This is a genomic window from Buttiauxella selenatireducens (assembly GCF_031432975.1).
In the GTDB taxonomy this organism is placed as follows: domain Bacteria; phylum Pseudomonadota; class Gammaproteobacteria; order Enterobacterales; family Enterobacteriaceae; genus Buttiauxella; species Buttiauxella selenatireducens.
This window is the reverse complement of record NZ_CP133838.1, coordinates 1,381,485-1,400,346: the sequence shown is the minus strand read 5'-3', so window position 1 is coordinate 1,400,346 and position 18,862 is coordinate 1,381,485. Positions and strand designations below refer to the sequence as shown.

The following is an 18,862-nucleotide window of genomic DNA, read 5'->3' as shown; positions in this document are numbered from 1 at the left end:
ATGTCGTCTACCCTTATCAGATGAACAGGGCATAACGGATGATAAATCCATGAATGATTTGCAGCTATTCCCGGAGACTTTCCCCATGCCGGAAATCCCAGGCGTGACTGTGCCTCATGCGGGCCTGCACTACCTGCGACCTGAACTGTTGCTGGATTTTGTCAGTGTGTCAGCCCAGCCATTAATCTCCGTCACGCCGGTGGCGGTGCTCTACACGACCGTTGGCGTCCTGCAACGCATTGATCTGAGGAAAATACCGATCGCCATCAAAGGCCGGATTATTTACCCCATCAGCTCTTTATCTATGCCAGCTCTGCGCGCCAGGCTCATCATTAACGGGCCATTTAAAAAACTGAAATTCCAGGGAATGCTTATTGCAGCGTCTGGGGAACCTTCGGTACAAAATATGACGCTCATTGGCTTGGCGCTGGAATTCACAGCACGCCAACCAGCAAAATCCGTTTGACCGGTAGTGGCCTGACACCCGGTCGCATCAACCATTGTCATCCACTCTTAATTCACCTTTTGCGAACACTCTCGCAGTTCAAAAATGCAACGCTGAAAGCGCTGTAATTCAACTTGTCAGCTGCAAACTCACGGGCGTATTCTTACTGCGCACCAGCAAAATCTGGTGCCGGGCGTAGGAACCCGGTTTTCTCTAAGGCAATATCAGAGGCTTACGTCTTTTTTGTTGTCGCGGCACCAACACACCTTTATCCTTATAAACGGTGGCGCTGGTGGGGCAGCCTTCGGGCTGACCGATATTCCTTAGAGGTCGGTTTCCTACCCTCATCAGCGCCGCCACCCGAGCGTAGGAACTCAGGTGATGGTGATACCCCTTACTCTGTAGGAAATCATTGCCATGATGTCAGCTCAAACGATTTCACAGCCTCAATACAGCAACGCCCTGCTTTCCCCGATCACCGCCTGTATGGATTTATTCCAGCTTCTCGACGTCTGCGAATCCCTTGCCGACGAACTCATCGAATGCCAGACAGAAACCGAACAACAAGCGCTTTGTGGGCGAATCGCACACTGCCTGGAAGTGATGAAAACCGCCTTTGAGCAGCCTCTTCCCGCGTATCTGGTAGAACGCCTGACCGTAGAAAAAGAAGTGAAAATACAGGTGAATAGCGATTCAGAAATACAACGCCAGTACTGCCACGCGCTGACCCAGACGCTATTAAGCCGCGCCCATACGCCGGATGTGAACCGTGCATTAATCGGAATGTTGTTTGAGCTGGTGAACGAACTGGTCGAGGATTTACAGGCACCACGCTTTTTGCGCAGTTAGGTCAGGTTTTGCTGGCGGGTTAGCGGAGAACGCCACCCGCCAGGTGGCTTAGTTTAATGCGCTTTCGGTCAGTGCGTCTGCGAGGTGGAGTTGCGTCTGCTGGGCGGATTGCAGACGGGACTTGAGGTGATCGCAAATATTACAAAGTTCTACAACTTTCTGAATTACTCTCTCTTGTTCTTTTATAGGAGCGACGGCTATCACCATATTTTTCATTATAGTGCCATTAACATTAGCTTGCCCACATTGCTGTTTAACATGTGGGTTAATCTGAGTAAGTCTAAAAAATGGTGCTTGCATATTTAAATTGAGAAATTCAGGTATATTTTTCTCTTTAATAGTTCTAATTCGAATCAAATAAGAGGCATACGTGTAAACATTATCTTCACCTAAATAAACCCCTGACTTCCCAACAAGCTCCGCGCTATTAGTTCGGTTGTACAGTACATCTCTCTTTTCCAAGTATAAATATGGTAATTCATCAATATCTGCATCTACAACTTGTTGCCCACCTAAAATAACATCCCCGTTTTGAATATCTCCCATTTTTAAAACAGGCACCCCTAGGGTTGCTTTAAATGTTTTATGGGAAATACCATACTCTGTTGACAAACTATAATCACCAATTCGACACCACTCCCAACCCTGCGGCAATTCAAAAGGCTTTTCTTCATCGCTAACTGGCGGCAAAGGTTTTTGTTTTTTAATTTTGCCTTCTTTCACCAGTTGCGTTTTTTCCTGCTCAATACGTTTTAACAGTTCAGCGGCGGGTTCATCGTTCGGGTCTTGCGGTACCAGTTTACCCATCACCGCCAGTTGCAGAATGGTTTGTTTAAGGGCGTCGATACTCGCTTCTGTGGTAAATAGCGTGTCGAAATGCTGGCTGATTCGCGCCCAGCTTTCGGCGAGTTCTTCTGCGTTTTGGCTGTCGGTGAGCGTTGCCAGTAAAGTTTCGACAAGCTGAGAATGCGCATCCAGACTGGTCAGGGATTGCTGTTCCAGTTGATCGCAAAGGGACATTAAAGAGTAAATTTTTTCAACTATTCGCTCCTGCTCTGCAAAGGGAGGCAATGCAAATAATTGGCTATTTAAGACTTTGAAGTGTCTCGCATACCCTCTTACTTCTAATTTTAATGATCGCAACTGCCAAAAAAAGTAACGCTCACACGTTAGTACAGGTGATAAAATTTTCACCCCATCGGCGCCAACAACAAAGTCAAAATCAATAAATTTAATATTTCTTGTGTGATCACCAAAAACAACAACAGGATTATCTATCTTTATTAAAAGATGTTCATCATTGCAATAGCCAGAAATAAACTCTTGGCTTTGCTCGATAACTGGATATCTTCCCTCTGGTAGTATTTCTGAGGACTTTATTTTATTAGATGAATCAGAAATTGAATAATAAATATCAGGAAGATGCACCCACTCCCATCCCTTCGGCAATTCAAAAGGCTTCTCATCCTCGCTAATTTCCGGCAAAGGTTTCTGCTTTTTAATCTTCCCCTGCTTTACCAGTTCGGCTTTTTCAGCGGCAATACGCTTTAACAACTCCGACGCCGGTTCATCATTCGGGTCTTGCGGCACCAGTTTGCCGCGCACCGCCAGTTCCAGAATCAGCTCGCGCAGCTTCTTAATGCCGTATAGGTCGATTTTGCCGTTGCTGCCGCGTCCGGCGGTGGAACGGGTTTGCAGGGCTGAAGTCCAGGTATCGAAATGGTCGGTTATCAATTTCTCAACGGCCATCAGTTTGCCCCCTTGTTGCCTGCCAACGCGGCACCAAGGATGTCGCGTAACTTATAGCGCAGTTCGCTGATTTCGCCCTGCTGCTGCTGGAATTTCGCCAGCAGTTCGTCCGGGTCGTGGCTGATGGTTTCGCCCTGGTACGGGTTTTTGATGTCGAGGTTAAAGTTGCGGGCAATGATTTCGTCGATGCCCACTTTCCACGCCTGGTTGTTCTCTTCACGGCTGGCAAAACCATCGGTTTCGCTGCCCCACCAGTCGATCTCCGCCTGGAACTCCTCAAACTTCATCGGTTTGGTTTTGCTGTAGTTCTTCACGCCCGCTGGGTACGGATGCTCATAGAACCAAATCTCTTTGGTCGGCTGGCCTTTGGTGAAGAACAGAATATTGGTTTTAATGCCGGTGTACGGGTTAAACACGCCGTTTGGCAGGCGCACGATGGTGTGCAGGTTGCACTCTTCGGTCAGCAGCTTTTTGATTTTGGTTTTCACACCTTCACCAAATAGCGTGCCGTCCGGCAGGACGACAGCGGCGCGGCCTTTATTCGCCAGCACTTCAATAATCAGTTGCAGGAACAGATCGGCAGTTTCGCGGGTCTGCATTTCCGCTGGGAAGTTTTTCTCGATACCGTCTTCTTCGGTGCCGCCAAACGGTGGGTTGGTGACAATCACGTCCAGTTGCTCATCCCAGGAGGAAAGCGGTTTATTGAGCGTGTTGTCGTGGCGGATTTGTACCGGCACTTCAATGCCGTGCAGCAACATATTGGTGGTGCACAGCAGATGTGGGAGCTGTTTTTTCTCCACGCCGTGAATTTGCTTTTGCAAAATCTGGTGGTCAGCGGTGGTTTTGACGTAATGCTCTTTCACGTGGTCGAACGAACAGGCCAGGAAGCCGCCAGTACCGCAGGCGGGGTCCATAATGGACTCGCCCAGTTTCGGGTCGATGCGGTTAACCATAAAGCGCGTGACCGCACGCGGGGTGTAGAACTCACCCGCGTTGCCTGCGTTTTGCAGGTCGCGCAGGATTTGCTCGTAAATATCACCAAACAGGTGGCGCTCAGAGCTGCTGCTAAAGTCGATTTCGTTAAGTTTGTTGATCACCTGGCGCAGTAAGGTGCCGTTTTTCATGTAGTTATAGGCATCGCTAAACGCTTGTTTCACCACAAAGCCACGCGGATTTTTGTCGATTGGCGCGGTGAGGCTTTTTAATGTTGGGAACAGGTCGTCGTTCACAAATTCCAGCAGTTCGTCACCGGTAATGCCTTCGCTGTTCGCCGCCCAGGTGCGCCACAGGTAACGTTTGGGGATCGGCAACTGGTAATCGTCTTGCTCCAGTTCCAGCTCTTCTTCCTGAGTGTCAAAAATTTTCAGGAACAGCAGCCAGGAAAGCTGGCCGAGGCGCTGGGCATCGCCGTCCACGCCTGCATCTTTGCGCATGATGTCCTGTAGAGATTTAATGACTGAGCTAATTGACATGTTTGTTATCCATTCTTAAAAAAGTGCTACCGGCAGCGTTTGTGCCGGTGAAGCGAAAAATTCCCCTCAATACAACCCTCACCCTAACCCTCTCCCTGAGGGAGAGGGAAACAACAAGTCAGCCCCCTCGCCTTTAGAGCTAGAGAGAAACCGGACAGTCCCTCACCTTTAGGGCCTGGGAGGAACCAGACAGTCCCCTCTCCCTGAGGGAGAGGGCCAGGGTGAGGGTTATTGTTGGGCGATCAGGCGGAGCGTGGCGGTAGCTGGTAGATTTCGTTTTCCAGTTCGTTAACGGCATCTTCGTAAGCCTGCTTGTTACCAAAACTGCTTTTGATGATTTCCAGCGGGCGACCCAGGGTATCAAACGGTTTGAGTTTCAACACCTGAATATCCTCGATTTCCTGTACACCTTCGTCGGCGTATTTATCCAGCAACGTATTTAATACGTTCTGCGCAGGCGCGGAATATTTGGTGAAATAGTTACGCTTGCGCACATTATTGGCCCGTTCCTGGCGCGTTAACGGTGGCTGACCATACACAACGTGGCAAAGCAGATCAAACGGGTCGAGATCTTTACCCACTTCTTCTGCCAGCACGTCCCAAAGAACGCCCAATTGTTGCAGTTCCTCGATGATTACCTGCTTGCGGGCGGCAGAATGCCACTTGCGAGTAAAGCCATCAAGTGATGCGTAGTCTTTATCTTTCAGCAAGGTTTTGCGGGTGTAATCCTGGAAGGATTCGGTGACCAATTTACCGTCGGCATCGTAGTATTGAACCCGTTTCGCCAGCACTTTTACCGCCACGCCGTTGACGTGGAATTTACGGATTTTGTTCTCTTCGTCTTCTTCAAATGCGCCCGTTCCATCACCTGGTGCCGGGTCATACGTTGCAAAAGGTTCTTCGACGCCGTTAATTTCGTCAGGCAATTCGTTCTCTGGCGTTTCGTCTTCCAGTTGCTCGTCAAAATCTGAATCGGGGTCGGTAATCTCTTTCGGCGTGGTGCGGATCACTTTTTCCGGTACACCGTCAAAGCGTTCATCAGCAAACAGTTCGGTGGCTTTTTTGAAGTCGAGAATGGTGAACCACAATTTGCCGTGCTTTTCATTAATGCGCGTTCCGCGCCCGATGATCTGTTTGAACTTGGTCATCGACTGGATGTTTTGATCCAACACCACCAACTTGCAGGTTTGGGCATCTACACCGGTGCTCATCAGTTCGGAGGTGGTGGCAATCACCGGGTACGCTTTTTTGGGGTTGATGAAGTTATCCAGTTGCCCTTTGCCTATGTCATCGTCGCCGGTAATTTTCATCACATACTTTTCGTTCTTTTTAACCTGCTCCGGGTTCAGGTTTACCAGCGCCCGGCGCATTCTGTCGGCATGGTCGATGTCGTTACAAAAGACGATGGTTTTATCCATCGGGTTGGTGCGTTTTAAGTAATCGGTGATGGTTTGCGCCACCAGCATGGTGCGTTCATCAATCACCATCGTGCGGTCGAAATCTTTCTGGTTATAAATACGGTCTTCGATAATCTCACCGTGTTTATCTACCTGCCCTTTGGTGGGACGCCAGCCCTGTAAGTCTACGTCGATATCGACGCGCACCACTTTGTACGGTGCCAGGAAACCATCTTCAATACCTTCTTTCAGGGAATAGGTATAAACCGGTTCGCCAAAGTAGTCGGTACTCGAGACTTCTTCAGTTTCTTTCGGCGTGGCAGTCAGGCCAATTTGTGTGGCGCTGCTGAAGTATTCGAGGATTTCACGCCAGGCGCTGTCTTCTGATGCGCTGCCACGGTGGCATTCGTCGATAACTATCAGGTCAAAGAAATCTGGCGCAACTTGTTTAAAGGCTTTCTGATACTCTTCTGGTCCGGTAATCGCCTGGTACAACGCCAGCTGGATTTCGTAGGCTGGATCGATAGTTCGCCCGGTGATTTTGGTCATCGCGCTGCCAAAAGGCTGGAAGTCGTTTGTTTTGGTTTGATCAACCAGAATATTGCGGTCAGCGAGGAACAGGATGCGTTTCTTACTTTTTGCTTTCCATAAGCGCCAGATTATCTGGAAAGCCGTGTAGGTTTTCCCGGTTCCGGTTGCCATCACCAGCAATACTCGGTTTTGCCCGGCAGAAACGGCTTCTACGGTTTTATTTATCGCCTGGAGTTGGTAATAACGCGGAGATTTACCTGAGCTGTCATCGTGGTAATCCTGGCTGATGACGGGCATCTGTTCGGCGGTAAAACCTTTCCAGACACAGTATTTATTCCAAAGTTGCTCAGGAGTGGGGAAATCGTCCAGCTTGATTTCAGATTCAAGCTGGAGAGCGTTGGTTTTATCGTGAAAGATAAAGCCATCGCCATTGGAGGCAAACACAAATGGCACGTCGAGCAAGCGGGCGTAATCCAACCCTTGCTGCATCCCTTTGCCGATTTCATGCTTATTGGCTTTTGCTTCGATGACGGCAAGCGGCAATCCTGGTTTGTGGTAAAGCACAATATCGGCTGATTTCACGGTTAAGCGTGCCGCCAGCTTGCCGCGCACCACCACTTTACCGTCGCGGAGTTTCACCTCCTGGCGCACCTGCGACATCATGCTCCAGCCTGCATCGATAATCGCAGGGAGGATAAACTTGGTGATGATGTCCGTTTCGGTCAGATTCGTTTTGTTCACGCCAGCCATAGCATCGGTCTCAACGGTAAAGGGTAAGCGCTGATTTTCACACATATTAGTGCGTTGCGTAATGACCTGAAACGAAGTTTTGGACAGTTGATAGTTGCCGAGTGAGTAATGATTTGCCCTATAAAGGGCACACGGATTCAGCCATCAGCTAACACAAAATAAGAAAATCACATGCAAAAACGGATGGATATTGACCTTCTGAATTTATAATTCCAGTTCTTGTAAGCGTCTAAAAGCAGTGTCCCATGGTAAGCGTCGCCCCGCATCACGCATAAGGTTGTACGCACTTTCAGCCTCAATAATTGTCATCAATCCATGATGAATTAACTCCTCAACAATCCAGATAGTTCCTTTAACTTCAACCCCTTCAGACTGAGCCAATGAACGTAATGCAAGATCGCCAGTTAATAACGGGCATTCTTCCTGCTTCGCTAATGATAATGCAAAGCAATCATTTCGACTTGGCCCGGTTGCTTTTTCGGCTAAATTCATAGCATATCGCATTGTTTCTGAGGTTAATTCACCAAGTTGAAGGCCGCTTTCAAGCAAATTTGAATGCTGCTCTTCAAGTTCATCATAAAACAAAATATCAGGAACTTTGAAGGAATGGGGAAGAGAGAAAATTAGTTCAACTAATCCTCCTTCTTCCATATCGATTATTATATTGGCATCACTGATTAAAATTAACATCCGGCCCTACCAACTTGCGCATGTTGTGGAAACTAACCAATGACATACCTAGAAGTTCGGCCGCTTTGGACTCGGAAATGATATTTTCTCCCAAACCACGAAAAACCAACTGTTTGAATAAACTAGTCGTTTCTGCAGGGTAAGGCTCGCCTGGTTCCTGGCTTCGCCATTTCCGCATGGAGAAAAACATAAAAAGCTCTTTACGCTTAGTATCATTAATGATTGCCAAATCAGCAGCACGATAAATCGTGGCCATCATACTCAATCCGAAGTCCATTTTGAGAAGATACAATTCTTGCACTTCAAGATTCCGTCGCGATACTCCAAGGGCTTGACGAACTGATGTTTCTGGAAAAATAAATGCTCCTGCAAATCGATTACATGCCTTCTCCTCATCAAGAGAAGCATTCAGCATACCATGCAGAATTAAGTGCCCTAATTCATGAGCCAAAGTGAAACGCTGCCGATCCCCTGACCATTTGGATGAAATAACAATAATAGGTGTATTGCCAACTGATGCCTGGCAACCATCAAACTTTTCAGTGGTATCAACATCGGTAACAATAACAATTATTCCATGACACTCTAAGACATCAATAATACTTGCTATCGGTTGGCTGCCTAATTCCCATACGCCCCGAAGCTCATTTGCGATGACCTCAATTTGTGCATATTCATCTATATGGGAAATAGAAAAAGATAATTTTGTAAATTCAGGTACGGGAAAGTTTGGCCATAAGTTAGATAGCTCCATCCAACGTTCAGCTTGATCTAGAACATCAGCCTTGATTCGGTTAAGCATCTTTGTGGGTGTTGAGCTACGTTTTCGGTACTCAATACCTTTCAACTCATACTTTGTTGGCCGGAAAAAATACTCATTGCGAACCCCAAGTGCACGAGACATTTTGATCAGCACACCGGAACTTGGCATGCTCTCATCATGCTCGTACTTTTTGATCATGTTGGCGCTTACGCCTGCCTGCAGAGATAACTCTTTCATAGACAGGCCAGCGGCAGAGCGAGCCCGTTTAAGACGTTCTCCGAACATGCTGACCTCCATTTGTTTTGGTTTATGAAAATTAAAAAAAATCATATTTTGTAAACCACAGTATGGAGAGCTAAAACAGTTTAGGCAACACGTTAAACGCTCTCCTCAAGACTTCGGGCGACTGGAGGAGTGAGGTTTAAGCCGCGCCCATACACCGGACGTGAACCGTGCATTAATCGGAATGTTGTTTGAGTTAGTGAATGAACTGGTCGAGGATTTACAGGCACCACGCTTTTTGCGCAGTTAGGTTTTGCTGGCGGGGTTTTTAAGCGGAGTAAATGATTGAAATAACCAAACCCCAGCCAGGAGATGACTGGGGGAAAAACCGAGTTTAATAATCAGGGAAGCAATTTACCCCTGGCTGATGCTCCGTAACAGGCAAGCTGTAACACTCGGTATTGAGCTCCAGTACGCCCGGTCCGCTGACCTGCGCGTGCTGAAACTGATACTGAGTGGTGCTGGTATTGTTAAGGATATCCTCTTTACTCTCGGCCTTCACAGGTTGTGAATAACAAGGTGCGGCAATAGCAGATAACAACAAAGCAGCAAAATAGTATTTCATTTCTGACCACCTTATCTGGTTGTGTCACGATGTGTTCACAAGGAACACGGCATCGTAAATGTGATGCAAGTCACATAAAATCATGCATTCGGGTGATTTTTACTCGCGCGACAAGATAGACAGCATTATCAGGAGGATGCGTATCGCGATCCTACAACGTGGCACAGCCTCGAAAATTAAAGGTATAATCCCACATACTATTTCATTGGTTTTTAGACACGAACATGACAAAACTAACGTTACAAGAGCAGATGCTCAAAGCTGGATTAGTCAGCAGCAAAAAAATTGCGAAAGTCCAAAGAACCGCAAAAAAATCGCGAGTACAGGCTCGTGAGGCAAGAGAAGCGGTTGAAGAAAATAAAAAAGCGCAAATCGAACGTGATAAGCAGCTAAGCGAGCAGCAAAAGCAAGCCGCCTTATCGAAAGAATATAAAGCTCAGGTTAAGCAGCTTATTGAAATGAACAGGATTGTTATTTCAAAAGGCGATATTGGTTATAACTTCACAGATAACAATTTAATTAAAAAGATCTATGTCGATAAAGCGACCCAAACACAGCTGATCAATGGCCGTCTCGCCATTGCACGCCTGGTTTCTGATAAAAACCCGGATGGCGAATATGCGATTATTCCCGCAAGCGTAGCCAATAAAATTGCCCAGCGTGATGCGAGCAGTATTGTATTAAACGCCGAACTGAGTAAAGAAGCGCTGGACGAAGAAGATCCGTACGCCGATTTCATCGTGCCTGATGATTTGATGTGGTAAGCAAATTTACCCCATGTCTACCGAGGTATAGCTTGCTTATTGCGGCTATACCTCGATGAATATCGGGTTCTCTTTTTATTATTTTTACAGTAAAAAAATCGAGGCAACGCGATAGCGTTACCCCGATAGAGTAGATTGACGACTAATGAGTATGCTTATTCCATTACACGCAGTCGTTTAATTTTTGTCTCTTCATTATTATCGCTCGCCGCCACCAGCGTGAAATTAAACTTCACTTCGGTATGAGGCTGATAAATATTGCGTTGTTCTGCAATATGCGCATCGGTTATTTTAACCGGATCGGCAATCAGTTCTTCTCGGGTAGCAAAGGCAAAGTCATCCCATAAATAAGCATCACCATTAAGGTTAATTTGCGTGGTGAGATGCTTGTAACCCGGTGCTGAAACAAAGAAGTGGACATGTGCCGGGCGATTACCATGACGGCCTAACTCCGTCAGCAGTTTTTGAGTAGGGCCATCTGGCGGGCAGCCATAACCACAAGGCACAATGCTGCGCACCGCGTAGCGGCCATCTGCATCAGTCTGGATGCGGCGGCGTAAGTTATATTGGCTTTGCGACTGGTCGAAGAACGAATATCCCCCCAGCGTGTTCGCATGCCAGATATCAACAATCGCACCAGCGACGGGATTACCGTTGGAATCCACCACCTGGCCGTGTAACCACATGATTTCAGCTTGCTCGGTGCCGTCATCCATGCGCGCATAATTCTGGCTTAATGGCGCATTCGCCACGTACAACGGGCCTTCGATAGTGCGCGGCGTACCGACTTCGTTACCCGCGGCGGCCTCTTTTTCATCGGCACGCATATCGAGATAATGCTCCAGGCCTAAACCCGCCGCTAATAACGCAGCCTCTTTACGCTCGCCTAATTCATTCAGATAATTGACTGCCTGCCAGAACTCTTCATCGGTAATATCGAATTTCTTAATGGTCTGGCAAAGATCGCCCAGCAGTTGATGCATAATCGCTTTAAAACGTTCATTCCCTTGAGCAGATACCAGACCACTGCTCACCGCAAGCAACTTTTCTAATTCAGATGTTTTTACCGGATTAACTGTCATTATTTATTCCTCACTGTAGGGTATGTTTTTGTCTTTTTAGTCAAGCAACTCGAATTATTTTTGGTATAAAGTTATAGGCTTCCAGCTATTTATTTTCGGGCATAAAAACACAATTTATCTTCGTCAATTTCAATTCCCAGCCCTGGCCCTTGCGGTAATGTGACTTGCCCGTGGCTGAATTCCAGCGGGTTCACCACAATGTCGTCCTTGAGCAGTAGAGGGCCGAACATTTCGGTTCCCCACTGCATGTTGACTGTCGACCAGGCGTGTAATGAGGCGACGCTGCCCAGTGTTCCTTCCAACATCGTGCCGCCATACAATCCAATTCCTGCCGCCTGCGCCACATGCGCCAGTTTCAATACCTGAGCCGGCCCTCCTGCTTTCGCAATTTTTAGCGCAAAAGCACCGGTGAATCCGCCACTCGCAAGGGCATAACCGTCGTGGCAAGTTCCTACGGCTTCATCTGCGAGGATCGGTACGGAAAAACGCTGGCTCAGGGTGATTAATGATTGCCTGTCCCACATCGGCGTCGGCTGCTCGACCAGGTCGATACCGCCTTCCTGTAGCTGCGTCATGCCTTTGATAGCCGTGGTCAAATCCCATGCCTGATTGACGTCAACACGGATACTAATATCACTGCCCAGCGCGGATTTAATCGCCAGCGCATGGCGAATATCGACTTCAAGCGCACGCGCACCGATTTTGAGTTTGAAGGTATTGTGTCTCCCTTCCTCAAGCAGCCGTTTTCCCTCTTCTATATCTTTATCGGTATCGCCACTCGCCAGTGTCCAGAGTACCGGGAGACGGTCTTTTAGCGCGCCGCCCAGCAAAGCACTTACCGGTAATCCCAGCGCCTTCCCCTGCGCGTCAAGAAATGCCGTTTCCAGAGCCGATTTTGCAAAGGTGTTTCCCTTCACGCTGGCGTTCATGGTTTCCGCCAGCGCGGCAACACCGTTAAAGGTTTTTCCGCACAATAGAGGAGCCAGATAGCACTCAATGGCTGACTTAATCGCCTCCGGGCTTTCCGAACCGTAGCTCAGACCGCCGATGGTGGTCGCCTCCCCCCATCCGATAATGCCCTGCGCACAGGTCATGCGGATGATGGTCAGTGTCTGGCACCCCATCGTGGTCATTGACAGTTTGTGCGGGCGAATAGTGGGAATATCCACCAGCCAACAAGAGATAGATTCAATTGCGAGATTCATTAACGGCTCCATTGGCTAAATCGGGCATTACTGCCGGGCTTAAAGATGACTTTTGTGACGGCAAGCTCCACAGCGCAATCAGCGCCAGCAGTGCGTAGCTCATCAGCAATAATGAAACCGGCCAGTAAGCATCAAATTCAATCAGCAACGCCACCGCCAGCATCGGCCCTAATCCACCTGAAAATATCGAGCCTACTTCATGCCCCAGCGCCAGGCCTGAATAACGCACTCGCACCGGGAAGAGATCGCTCATGATGCATGGCTGCGTGCCGATCATCGCCCCGTGGCACACCGGTAATCCCAGGATCATCGCAACCATGATCCAGCCGTAATCACCGGTTGATAGCAGCCAGAAGAACGGGAACGCCATGACCAACAGGCCAATGACACCGATGTAGTACACGGGTTTCAGGCCAATACGGTCAGACAATGCGCCCCAGAACAGGATCGAGAAAAGCTCCACCACCATGGCGAGGGTCACCGCACTGATGATGACGCCGGTGCTGATGCCAATGTGTTTGGCATACACCACCGAAAAGGTGAAAAAGATGTAAGACGCGCCATTCTCAGGCAAACGCAGTGCGATGGCCTGTAGCAGCGCTTTCGGGTGCTCTTTGATAATCACCAGCAAAGGCAGTTTTTCGTGTTTGTCTTGCGGTTTTGCCTGCTGGAAAACCTGGCTTTCGCGAATGTTTTTACGGATATACACCCCGACCAGAAAAATCAGCAAACTCAGCAGGAACGGCACACGCCAGCCCCAACTCATAAATGAAGATTCCGGTAATTTCTGCACCAGATAAAACGCAAAGGCAGATAACACAAACCCACCGGAAACCCCCATCTGGCTCCAGGCGGTGTAGAAGCCACGGCGTGAGGCAGGGGCATTTTCACTTAACATTAAAACGCCGCCCCCCCACTCACCTCCCGATGCCACGCCCTGTAAAAAACGCAGGGTGATTAACGATATCGGTGCCCAAATCCCAATCTGTGCGTAAACCGGTAGCAGGCCAATCACAAAGGTCGTCGCGCCCATTAATGACAGCGTCATGACCAGCGTCATCTTGCGGCTATAACGATCGCCCAGATGCCCAAACACAATCCCACCCAGCGGGCGAGCAAGAAAACCGACCGCAAAGCCTGAAAACGCTAACAACGTTCCCTGTAGCGGATCGCCTCCGACCGGGAAAAACAACGGGCCAAACACCAGTGCGGCGGCCGTCCCATAGAGGAAAAAGTCGTACCATTCCAGCGCGTTACCGAGCACCGATGCGATAACCAGCTTACGCATTTGCTGAGCATCGTGCGGTGCCGCACTTTGTTTCGCGATATCACTCATGAAGCGTGTCCTCCTGGATAAAAGATGCGCTAAACCGTGGGCGGCTACACTTCAACATCGTCGCCAATCCGGTGGTAACGACGGTTAAAATAGACCAGGCCGCGAGGCTGCTCGCTCACGCGGACGGCCTGCACCTGGCAATAAAACACCGTATGGCTGCCGACTTCGTGGCAGGTATCAATAACGCAATCGAAGCTGGCAACCGATGAGCTCAGAACCGGTGCTCCGCTGGACATCACCTGCCAGTTGTCATGCAGAAAACGCTGCTCGGAACGCAAGTTGGCATTGGCGAAAACGCCCGACAAATCCTGATGCTCACTGGAAAGGACGTTGACGCATAAGGTGCCGTTTTGCTTGAAATGGTCATTGGCGAAAGAGTTGCGATTCATACAGACCAACAACGTCGGCGGCTGATCCGTCACGCTGCACACGGCGGAAGCCGTAAAGCCGAACTTTCCCGCAGGGCCATCGGTGGTGATAACAGAGACCGCGCTTCCCAGTTGCGCCATCGCATTTCGAAATTCAGATTGCAGTGTCATGGGATACTCCTTACAAATCGATAATCAAACGGGCGCCTTTCGCGCGGGAACAGCACAACAGGATTTGATCGCCATCGGCTTTCTCTTCATCGGTCAGATAGCTGTCACGATGATCCGGTTCCCCTTCCAGTACATCGGTCAGGCAACTGCCGCAAATCCCCTGCTTACAGGAGACGCACACCTTCAGTCCCGCCAGTGCCAGTGCCTCGACGATGCTTTGATTTTCAGCGACCTGGACGGTAATTCCGCTGGCGGCTGCCACCACTTCAAACGCGTTGCCTTGAATCTGCACGTCGGCGCTAAAACATTCCTGATGAATCTGATCCGGCGGGTAATCCAGGTTTTTCGCGAGGCTGGATACCGCTTCCATCAAGCGGCTCGGACCGCAGACGTAGACATGGGTATTCGGTGGAACGTCACTGAGCACCGACGCAAGGTTTAACCGTTGTTCATCGCTAAAATGCAACTGGACGCGTTCGGCGTATGGCGCATTTTCCAGTTGCGTGACAAACGCCGCCCCTGAGCGTGAACGGCAAGCGTAATGCAGGGAAAATGAGCGCCCGGCTGCGTGCAGTTCTGCGGCCATCGCCAGCATCGGCGTGATGCCAATCCCACCGCCAATCAACAAGCTGTGGTTGCCGCGAGTGTCCAGAGCAAATAAGTTGCGCGGCGCACTGACTTGCACTTCGTCACCTTCGCGTAACGCATGCGCCGCCAGCGAGCCGCCCTGAGAACGGCTGTCTTTCAGAATGCCCAACTGGTAGTGATGCCTGTCCTGCGGGTCGCCGCACAGCGAATACGGGCGCACCAGTTCTGCCGACAGATGAAGGTCAACATGCGCGCCCGCGCTAAACGCAGGAAGCTCAATGCCGTCAGCATGGGCAAGCGTCAGTAGCGTCACGTCGCCCTGCAACTCGCGGCGGATAATGTGTAAAGTCAGCATGTTGCCCCCTTAACGCATAAACAGACCACCGTTGATGTCCCAGGTTGCCCCGGTGACAAACGATGCCTGTTCTGATGCCAACAATGCTACGGCCTGGGCGACAAACTCAGCCTCGCCTAGCTTGCCAACGGGGATCATCTTCAATAGCCCCGCCATTTTTTCTTCCGGTACCAGCGCGTGAACCGAAGGCAGATCCATCGGGCCTGGGGCAATCGCGTTGACGGTAACGCCGGATTGACTCAGCTCACGGGCAAAGATTTTTGTCAGGGTCAAAATGCCGCCTTTCGATGCCGCGTAGTGCGCACCTGAAGCCGTCCCGCCATTCTGCCCGGCTAACGAGGCGAGGTTGATGATGCGACCGTAGCCCCGTTTGGCGAAATAGCGCCCCAGCGTCTGGCAACCGACAAACGTGCCGCGCAAATTGGTGGAAATCACCCGATCAAACTCCTCAACGGTGATGTCCATAACCGGTGTGGCCAGCGTCAGTGCGGCGTTATTGACCAACACTTCCAGGCTGCCAAAGCGTTCAATCGTTGCTGCCAGCGCGTGTTCAAAATCCTGCGGCTGGCGAATATCGAGCCCCACCGCCAGCACATTGCCCTGCCCGCTATCCAGTCTTTCTGCCGCTTGCTGCGCACGTTCGTGGCTTACGTCCGACAGCACCACCTGGAAACCTTGCTCCAGCAGGCTGGCGGCGATGACATTTCCCAGTCCTGCCGCAGCCCCCGTGACTAATACGGTTTGTGTCATAACTGGCTCCTCAGAGGATGTAACCGATGCTGTGCAGGACATCATCGCTGTTGATCAGGCGGATCACTTTTTGTTTGATAAGCCAGGTGTCGCCCTGCCGTTGCAGGTGCCAGGTGATGTCTGCGGCATAGTGGCGGCTGTGGCCTTTGCGGTGTTCCCACAGTGATTGCGCCCCGCGCACCACAATCAAAGAATCCTGAGATTCCAGCAGACGAAAACGCGAGAGCGTACGCAGCGTTCTGGCGCGTGGCGTGGTCGAAATCGACTCGCCGCTATACAGGCGTTTCACGCGACGGGCACGCATTTCATGATCGTCACAGGCGTAATTCAGGGTGTTTTTAAAATCTGTCTCCTGGGGATCAATCGGCACCACGTAAAGCCCATCGCGCTGCCATAACTCCAGCCAGGCATTAAATTCACCCTGGTCGAGCAAATCCCCTTCGAGGTTAATCAGAGAGATAGCTTTAAACAGTACAGATTCTGGCGTTGTCATTTATTCCGCCTCCGTCATCAGTTTTTTCCACATCTGGTAAGCCGCACGCATGCCGGTTTCGGCACTGACATCGCTGCGTAAACCATCATCGGTGCGGTGTTCCCCCGCCAGTCCGCGATTGAGCATGATCCACAGTTCATTGCCCGATGTTGCACCGCGCTGCACACGCTCCCAGGCTTCGGAGTCGTCCGGCGTGCCAAAGCCCATCGGCCCCTGGAAGTGTTCATGCAGACGCAATCTTGCCTGGTTGGCAATTTCCGGGCCGCCGTCCATCATGATGACGGCGTGATGAATTTCAGTTTCTTTGACAGAAATCGGCTGCAGGACGCGGAAAAAGGCCATCGAACAAGCGATGTTCGGGAAGAGATTCAGGTTGAAACCGGAACCGCCAACGGCGCGTACGATGCGGCGTACTTGTTCTTCGTCGTGATCCTGACGCAGGGCTTCGGCTAACTCGGTAAAACGCTCGGGGATCGGCGCATCAAGATTGGCATCGAGATCCACAAGCTCTGGGATCATCACCATCACGCTGTGGCCATTGCCCAAATCTTCGACATAGCCGCTGCCATCGACGAAATTGAGCATCTCTTCCGTCTGCTTATCGACGGAGCTCAGGAACGAGCGATGCACCACCGGGAAGTGATAGCCATCTGTGGTGTTTTCCAGCTGGATTTTCCAGTTGCCAGGGAAGCGGAAACGGTGTGCAGGCCCGGTTTTAATCGGGAATCCCGCGCCCTGTTTCATAAACAAATCCATCCATTTTTTCGCCGGGCCGAGGAAATCTTCCAGCGGTTCAATCTGGTCATTGAAGGTGGCAAAAATCATTCCGGCATACTGCTCTGTACGCAGCGACACCAGCCCTAACTCGCCCTTTTCCAGTTGGTCGGCATAGCTTTCCGGGTGTGGCACGCCGCGTAAGCTGCCGTCCAGCGCATATCCCCAACCGTGGTACGGGCAAACGAAGCTGTTGGTTTTACCGGTGCGGTGTTCGCAAACGGTGGCGGCGCGGTGTCGGCAACGGTTGAGTAACGTATGAACCGTCCCTTTACGATCGCGCACCACAATGACTGGCTGGGTGCCTATTTCTGTGGTTTTAAAGCTCCCGGTTTCAGGAATTTCGCTGGCGTGCGCCACCCAAACCCAGGTTTTCGTGAAAATACGATCCAGCTCGAGCTGGAATAGCGCGTCGGAGTTATACAACGAGGTGTGCACCCGATCGTGCTGAACCAGGGCTGCAATTTCAGCGCGGTCAGGCACCGTCGGCGCATCGGTATTAATGTTTTTTATCTGAATGATGTTGTCACATTGCATGTCCAATCTCCTGCACGTTATCGGCTGTCTAGTTTTTATCCGGCACCGGGAGCTCATCCGCTGCATGCCAATGGTTTACTGGCCGGCTGAACAGGTTGCGGGTGGTAAAATGGTGGATACGCATACCGCTTGCTTCGCGGCGAAATTCCACGTTAATTTCCGCGGCGTTGAGATGCGCCCCTCCGGCAGTAAACTCGGAGGTTTGCAGCATCAGCCAGCGGCCAAAAAGCGGGCCATCGACCTGCTGGTTAAGGGCTTCAGAGCAAAGAAAATGGGCGTTCATGGCAAAATGCGCAGGGGTTCGCACATAGCCTGCCATCATGGCCACAATCACCTCACGTCCCAGATGTCTCCCCAGTCGCGCGGCATAAGGCTCGCCCACGCCTTCCCAGCACGCATCCGCGGTAAACAGGTCGCCGATGGCCTGAACCGTCTCGGTACTATCGAGCCTGTCGCACAGCCACATGTAGTTGCTGATGCAAACGCGTGCCGCCTGCTGGTCTTCGAGTTGCTGCAAACGCAGCGCGTCCTGTGAGTTCATCATTGGCTCCATTCCCCTGAAAAAAAGCTCTGAAAAAATTAGCCCTGAATAATCAGTTCACGCCCAACACGCGCTTCGATTTTGCAGTACTTCCACAATTTGCTGCCGCTATCACCCACCGGTGTGGTGCGGAACAAGTTGCAAACGGCCGCGACGTTTTCCAGCGCGTCAGCATCGGCCAGGATGTAAGTGGTCCATGGCGCGGTGGTCGACGAGCCGACCATCAGTTGGTCGTCATCCATATTGCCGATAACCCGAATCCCAGGCGTTTCTTCAACCCCTTTCATCATCACGCCAAAAGCGCCCCACACTTGCTTGGCTTCAACTGGGCTTGCATCGAAAAAGTTCTGATTAATCCCGATGCAAAACAGCACACGTAATTTGTTTGTCTGGCTCATCTGTTGC

The 18,862-nt window shown here is 50.4% G+C and carries 19 protein-coding genes; 3 read left to right on the top strand and 16 right to left on the bottom strand.

Going from position 1 to position 18,862, the window contains the following annotated elements:
- Nucleotides 1–49 precede the first annotated feature (49 nt).
- Both RHD99_RS06500 and RHD99_RS06495 read left to right on the top strand, forming a co-directional pair.
- On the top strand, nucleotides 50–466 hold the full coding sequence (locus tag RHD99_RS06500; RefSeq protein WP_309879092.1) for a dTDP-glucose pyrophosphorylase: 417 nt from the start codon (nucleotides 50–52) through the stop codon (nucleotides 464–466).
- 396 nt (nucleotides 467–862) lie between these two features.
- Nucleotides 863–1,294 (top strand): hypothetical protein, encoded by a 432-nt coding sequence (locus RHD99_RS06495; RefSeq protein ID WP_309878017.1) that lies wholly within the window; start codon nucleotides 863–865, stop codon nucleotides 1,292–1,294.
- A gap of 48 nt (nucleotides 1,295–1,342) precedes the next feature.
- On the opposite strand, the gene RHD99_RS06490 is transcribed toward RHD99_RS06495, so the two are convergent.
- From RHD99_RS06490 to RHD99_RS06465, 6 genes are all read right to left on the bottom strand, one after another.
- Nucleotides 1,343–3,043 (bottom strand): restriction endonuclease subunit S, encoded by a 1,701-nt coding sequence (locus tag RHD99_RS06490; protein ID WP_309878015.1) that lies wholly within the window; start codon nucleotides 3,041–3,043, stop codon nucleotides 1,343–1,345.
- Nucleotides 3,043–4,515 carry an N-6 DNA methylase gene (locus tag RHD99_RS06485; RefSeq protein ID WP_309878014.1) on the bottom strand — a complete coding sequence of 491 codons (1,473 nt, stop codon included), beginning with the start codon at nucleotides 4,513–4,515 and terminating at the stop codon, nucleotides 3,043–3,045. Before RHD99_RS06485 ends, RHD99_RS06490 begins: the two co-directional genes overlap by 1 nt.
- Before the next feature lie 242 nt (nucleotides 4,516–4,757).
- Nucleotides 4,758–7,193, bottom strand: coding sequence for an EcoAI/FtnUII family type I restriction enzme subunit R (gene hsdR / locus RHD99_RS06480; RefSeq protein WP_309879091.1), 2,436 nt, complete (start codon nucleotides 7,191–7,193; stop codon nucleotides 4,758–4,760).
- Nucleotides 7,194–7,397: 204 nt separating this feature from the next.
- Nucleotides 7,398–7,883, bottom strand: coding sequence for a PIN domain-containing protein (locus RHD99_RS06475; protein WP_309878012.1), 486 nt, complete (start codon nucleotides 7,881–7,883; stop codon nucleotides 7,398–7,400).
- The gene (locus RHD99_RS06470; protein WP_309878011.1) at nucleotides 7,864–8,931 is read right to left on the bottom strand and encodes an ImmA/IrrE family metallo-endopeptidase; all 1,068 of its coding nucleotides are present in this window, start codon (nucleotides 8,929–8,931) and stop codon (nucleotides 7,864–7,866) included. Before RHD99_RS06470 ends, RHD99_RS06475 begins: the two co-directional genes overlap by 20 nt.
- Nucleotides 8,932–9,262: 331 nt before the next feature.
- Nucleotides 9,263–9,493 (bottom strand): hypothetical protein, encoded by a 231-nt coding sequence (locus RHD99_RS06465; protein ID WP_183270094.1) that lies wholly within the window; start codon nucleotides 9,491–9,493, stop codon nucleotides 9,263–9,265.
- A gap of 224 nt (nucleotides 9,494–9,717) precedes the next feature.
- On the opposite strand from RHD99_RS06465, the gene RHD99_RS06460 reads away from it, so the two are divergent.
- Nucleotides 9,718–10,257: a DUF2058 domain-containing protein gene (locus RHD99_RS06460; protein WP_309878010.1), complete on the top strand. Its 540-nt coding sequence runs from the start codon at nucleotides 9,718–9,720 to the stop codon at nucleotides 10,255–10,257.
- Between the two features lie 155 nt (nucleotides 10,258–10,412).
- Here RHD99_RS06460 and catA read toward each other — a convergent pair whose 3' ends face one another.
- The 10 genes from catA to RHD99_RS06410 all read right to left on the bottom strand — a co-directional run bounded on the left by catA (nucleotide 10,413) and on the right by RHD99_RS06410 (nucleotide 18,855).
- Entirely contained in the window at nucleotides 10,413–11,339 is a 927-nt protein-coding gene (gene catA / locus RHD99_RS06455) for a catechol 1,2-dioxygenase (protein WP_309878008.1), read from the bottom strand.
- Between the two features lie 89 nt (nucleotides 11,340–11,428).
- Entirely contained in the window at nucleotides 11,429–12,544 is a 1,116-nt protein-coding gene (locus tag RHD99_RS06450; RefSeq protein WP_309878007.1) for a muconate/chloromuconate family cycloisomerase, read from the bottom strand.
- On the bottom strand, nucleotides 12,528–13,832 hold the full coding sequence (locus RHD99_RS06445; RefSeq protein WP_309879090.1) for an MFS transporter: 1,305 nt from the start codon (nucleotides 13,830–13,832) through the stop codon (nucleotides 12,528–12,530). Before RHD99_RS06445 ends, RHD99_RS06450 begins: the two co-directional genes overlap by 17 nt.
- Nucleotides 13,833–13,924: 92 nt before the next feature.
- Nucleotides 13,925–14,419, bottom strand: coding sequence for a flavin reductase (locus RHD99_RS06440; protein WP_183270098.1), 495 nt, complete (start codon nucleotides 14,417–14,419; stop codon nucleotides 13,925–13,927).
- 10 nt (nucleotides 14,420–14,429) lie between these two features.
- Nucleotides 14,430–15,362 (bottom strand): PDR/VanB family oxidoreductase, encoded by a 933-nt coding sequence (locus RHD99_RS06435; protein WP_309878005.1) that lies wholly within the window; start codon nucleotides 15,360–15,362, stop codon nucleotides 14,430–14,432.
- A gap of 9 nt (nucleotides 15,363–15,371) precedes the next feature.
- Entirely contained in the window at nucleotides 15,372–16,112 is a 741-nt protein-coding gene (locus RHD99_RS06430) for an SDR family NAD(P)-dependent oxidoreductase (protein WP_309878003.1), read from the bottom strand.
- Nucleotides 16,113–16,122: 10 nt separating this feature from the next.
- Complete coding sequence (locus RHD99_RS06425) at nucleotides 16,123–16,605, bottom strand: aromatic-ring-hydroxylating dioxygenase subunit beta (protein WP_309878001.1); 483 nt, start codon at nucleotides 16,603–16,605, stop codon at nucleotides 16,123–16,125.
- The gene (locus RHD99_RS06420) at nucleotides 16,606–17,916 is read right to left on the bottom strand and encodes an aromatic ring-hydroxylating oxygenase subunit alpha (RefSeq protein WP_309878000.1); all 1,311 of its coding nucleotides are present in this window, start codon (nucleotides 17,914–17,916) and stop codon (nucleotides 16,606–16,608) included.
- A gap of 28 nt (nucleotides 17,917–17,944) precedes the next feature.
- Nucleotides 17,945–18,460: a nuclear transport factor 2 family protein gene (locus RHD99_RS06415; protein ID WP_309877999.1), complete on the bottom strand. Its 516-nt coding sequence runs from the start codon at nucleotides 18,458–18,460 to the stop codon at nucleotides 17,945–17,947.
- 35 nt (nucleotides 18,461–18,495) lie between these two features.
- Nucleotides 18,496–18,855, bottom strand: a complete 360-nt coding sequence (locus RHD99_RS06410) for an IacB protein (protein ID WP_183270102.1) — start codon at nucleotides 18,853–18,855, stop codon at nucleotides 18,496–18,498.
- Nucleotides 18,856–18,862 lie beyond the last annotated feature (7 nt).

Coding starts and splice junctions, on each gene's coding strand:
- RHD99_RS06500 (WP_309879092.1), top strand. CDS start 50: ATGAATGATTTGCAGCTATTCCCGGAGACTTTCCCCATGCCGGAAATC.
- RHD99_RS06495 (WP_309878017.1), top strand. CDS start 863: ATGATGTCAGCTCAAACGATTTCACAGCCTCAATACAGCAACGCCCTG.
- RHD99_RS06490 (WP_309878015.1), bottom strand. CDS start 3,043: ATGGCCGTTGAGAAATTGATAACCGACCATTTCGATACCTGGACTTCA.
- RHD99_RS06485 (WP_309878014.1), bottom strand. CDS start 4,515: ATGTCAATTAGCTCAGTCATTAAATCTCTACAGGACATCATGCGCAAA.
- hsdR (WP_309879091.1), bottom strand. CDS start 7,193: ATGGCTGGCGTGAACAAAACGAATCTGACCGAAACGGACATCATCACC.
- RHD99_RS06475 (WP_309878012.1), bottom strand. CDS start 7,883: ATGTTAATTTTAATCAGTGATGCCAATATAATAATCGATATGGAAGAA.
- RHD99_RS06470 (WP_309878011.1), bottom strand. CDS start 8,931: ATGTTCGGAGAACGTCTTAAACGGGCTCGCTCTGCCGCTGGCCTGTCT.
- RHD99_RS06465 (WP_183270094.1), bottom strand. CDS start 9,493: ATGAAATACTATTTTGCTGCTTTGTTGTTATCTGCTATTGCCGCACCT.
- RHD99_RS06460 (WP_309878010.1), top strand. CDS start 9,718: ATGACAAAACTAACGTTACAAGAGCAGATGCTCAAAGCTGGATTAGTC.
- catA (WP_309878008.1), bottom strand. CDS start 11,339: ATGACAGTTAATCCGGTAAAAACATCTGAATTAGAAAAGTTGCTTGCG.
- RHD99_RS06450 (WP_309878007.1), bottom strand. CDS start 12,544: ATGAATCTCGCAATTGAATCTATCTCTTGTTGGCTGGTGGATATTCCC.
- RHD99_RS06445 (WP_309879090.1), bottom strand. CDS start 13,832: ATGCGTAAGCTGGTTATCGCATCGGTGCTCGGTAACGCGCTGGAATGG.
- RHD99_RS06440 (WP_183270098.1), bottom strand. CDS start 14,419: ATGACACTGCAATCTGAATTTCGAAATGCGATGGCGCAACTGGGAAGC.
- RHD99_RS06435 (WP_309878005.1), bottom strand. CDS start 15,362: ATGCTGACTTTACACATTATCCGCCGCGAGTTGCAGGGCGACGTGACG.
- RHD99_RS06430 (WP_309878003.1), bottom strand. CDS start 16,112: ATGACACAAACCGTATTAGTCACGGGGGCTGCGGCAGGACTGGGAAAT.
- RHD99_RS06425 (WP_309878001.1), bottom strand. CDS start 16,605: ATGACAACGCCAGAATCTGTACTGTTTAAAGCTATCTCTCTGATTAAC.
- RHD99_RS06420 (WP_309878000.1), bottom strand. CDS start 17,916: ATGCAATGTGACAACATCATTCAGATAAAAAACATTAATACCGATGCG.
- RHD99_RS06415 (WP_309877999.1), bottom strand. CDS start 18,460: ATGATGAACTCACAGGACGCGCTGCGTTTGCAGCAACTCGAAGACCAG.
- RHD99_RS06410 (WP_183270102.1), bottom strand. CDS start 18,855: ATGAGCCAGACAAACAAATTACGTGTGCTGTTTTGCATCGGGATTAAT.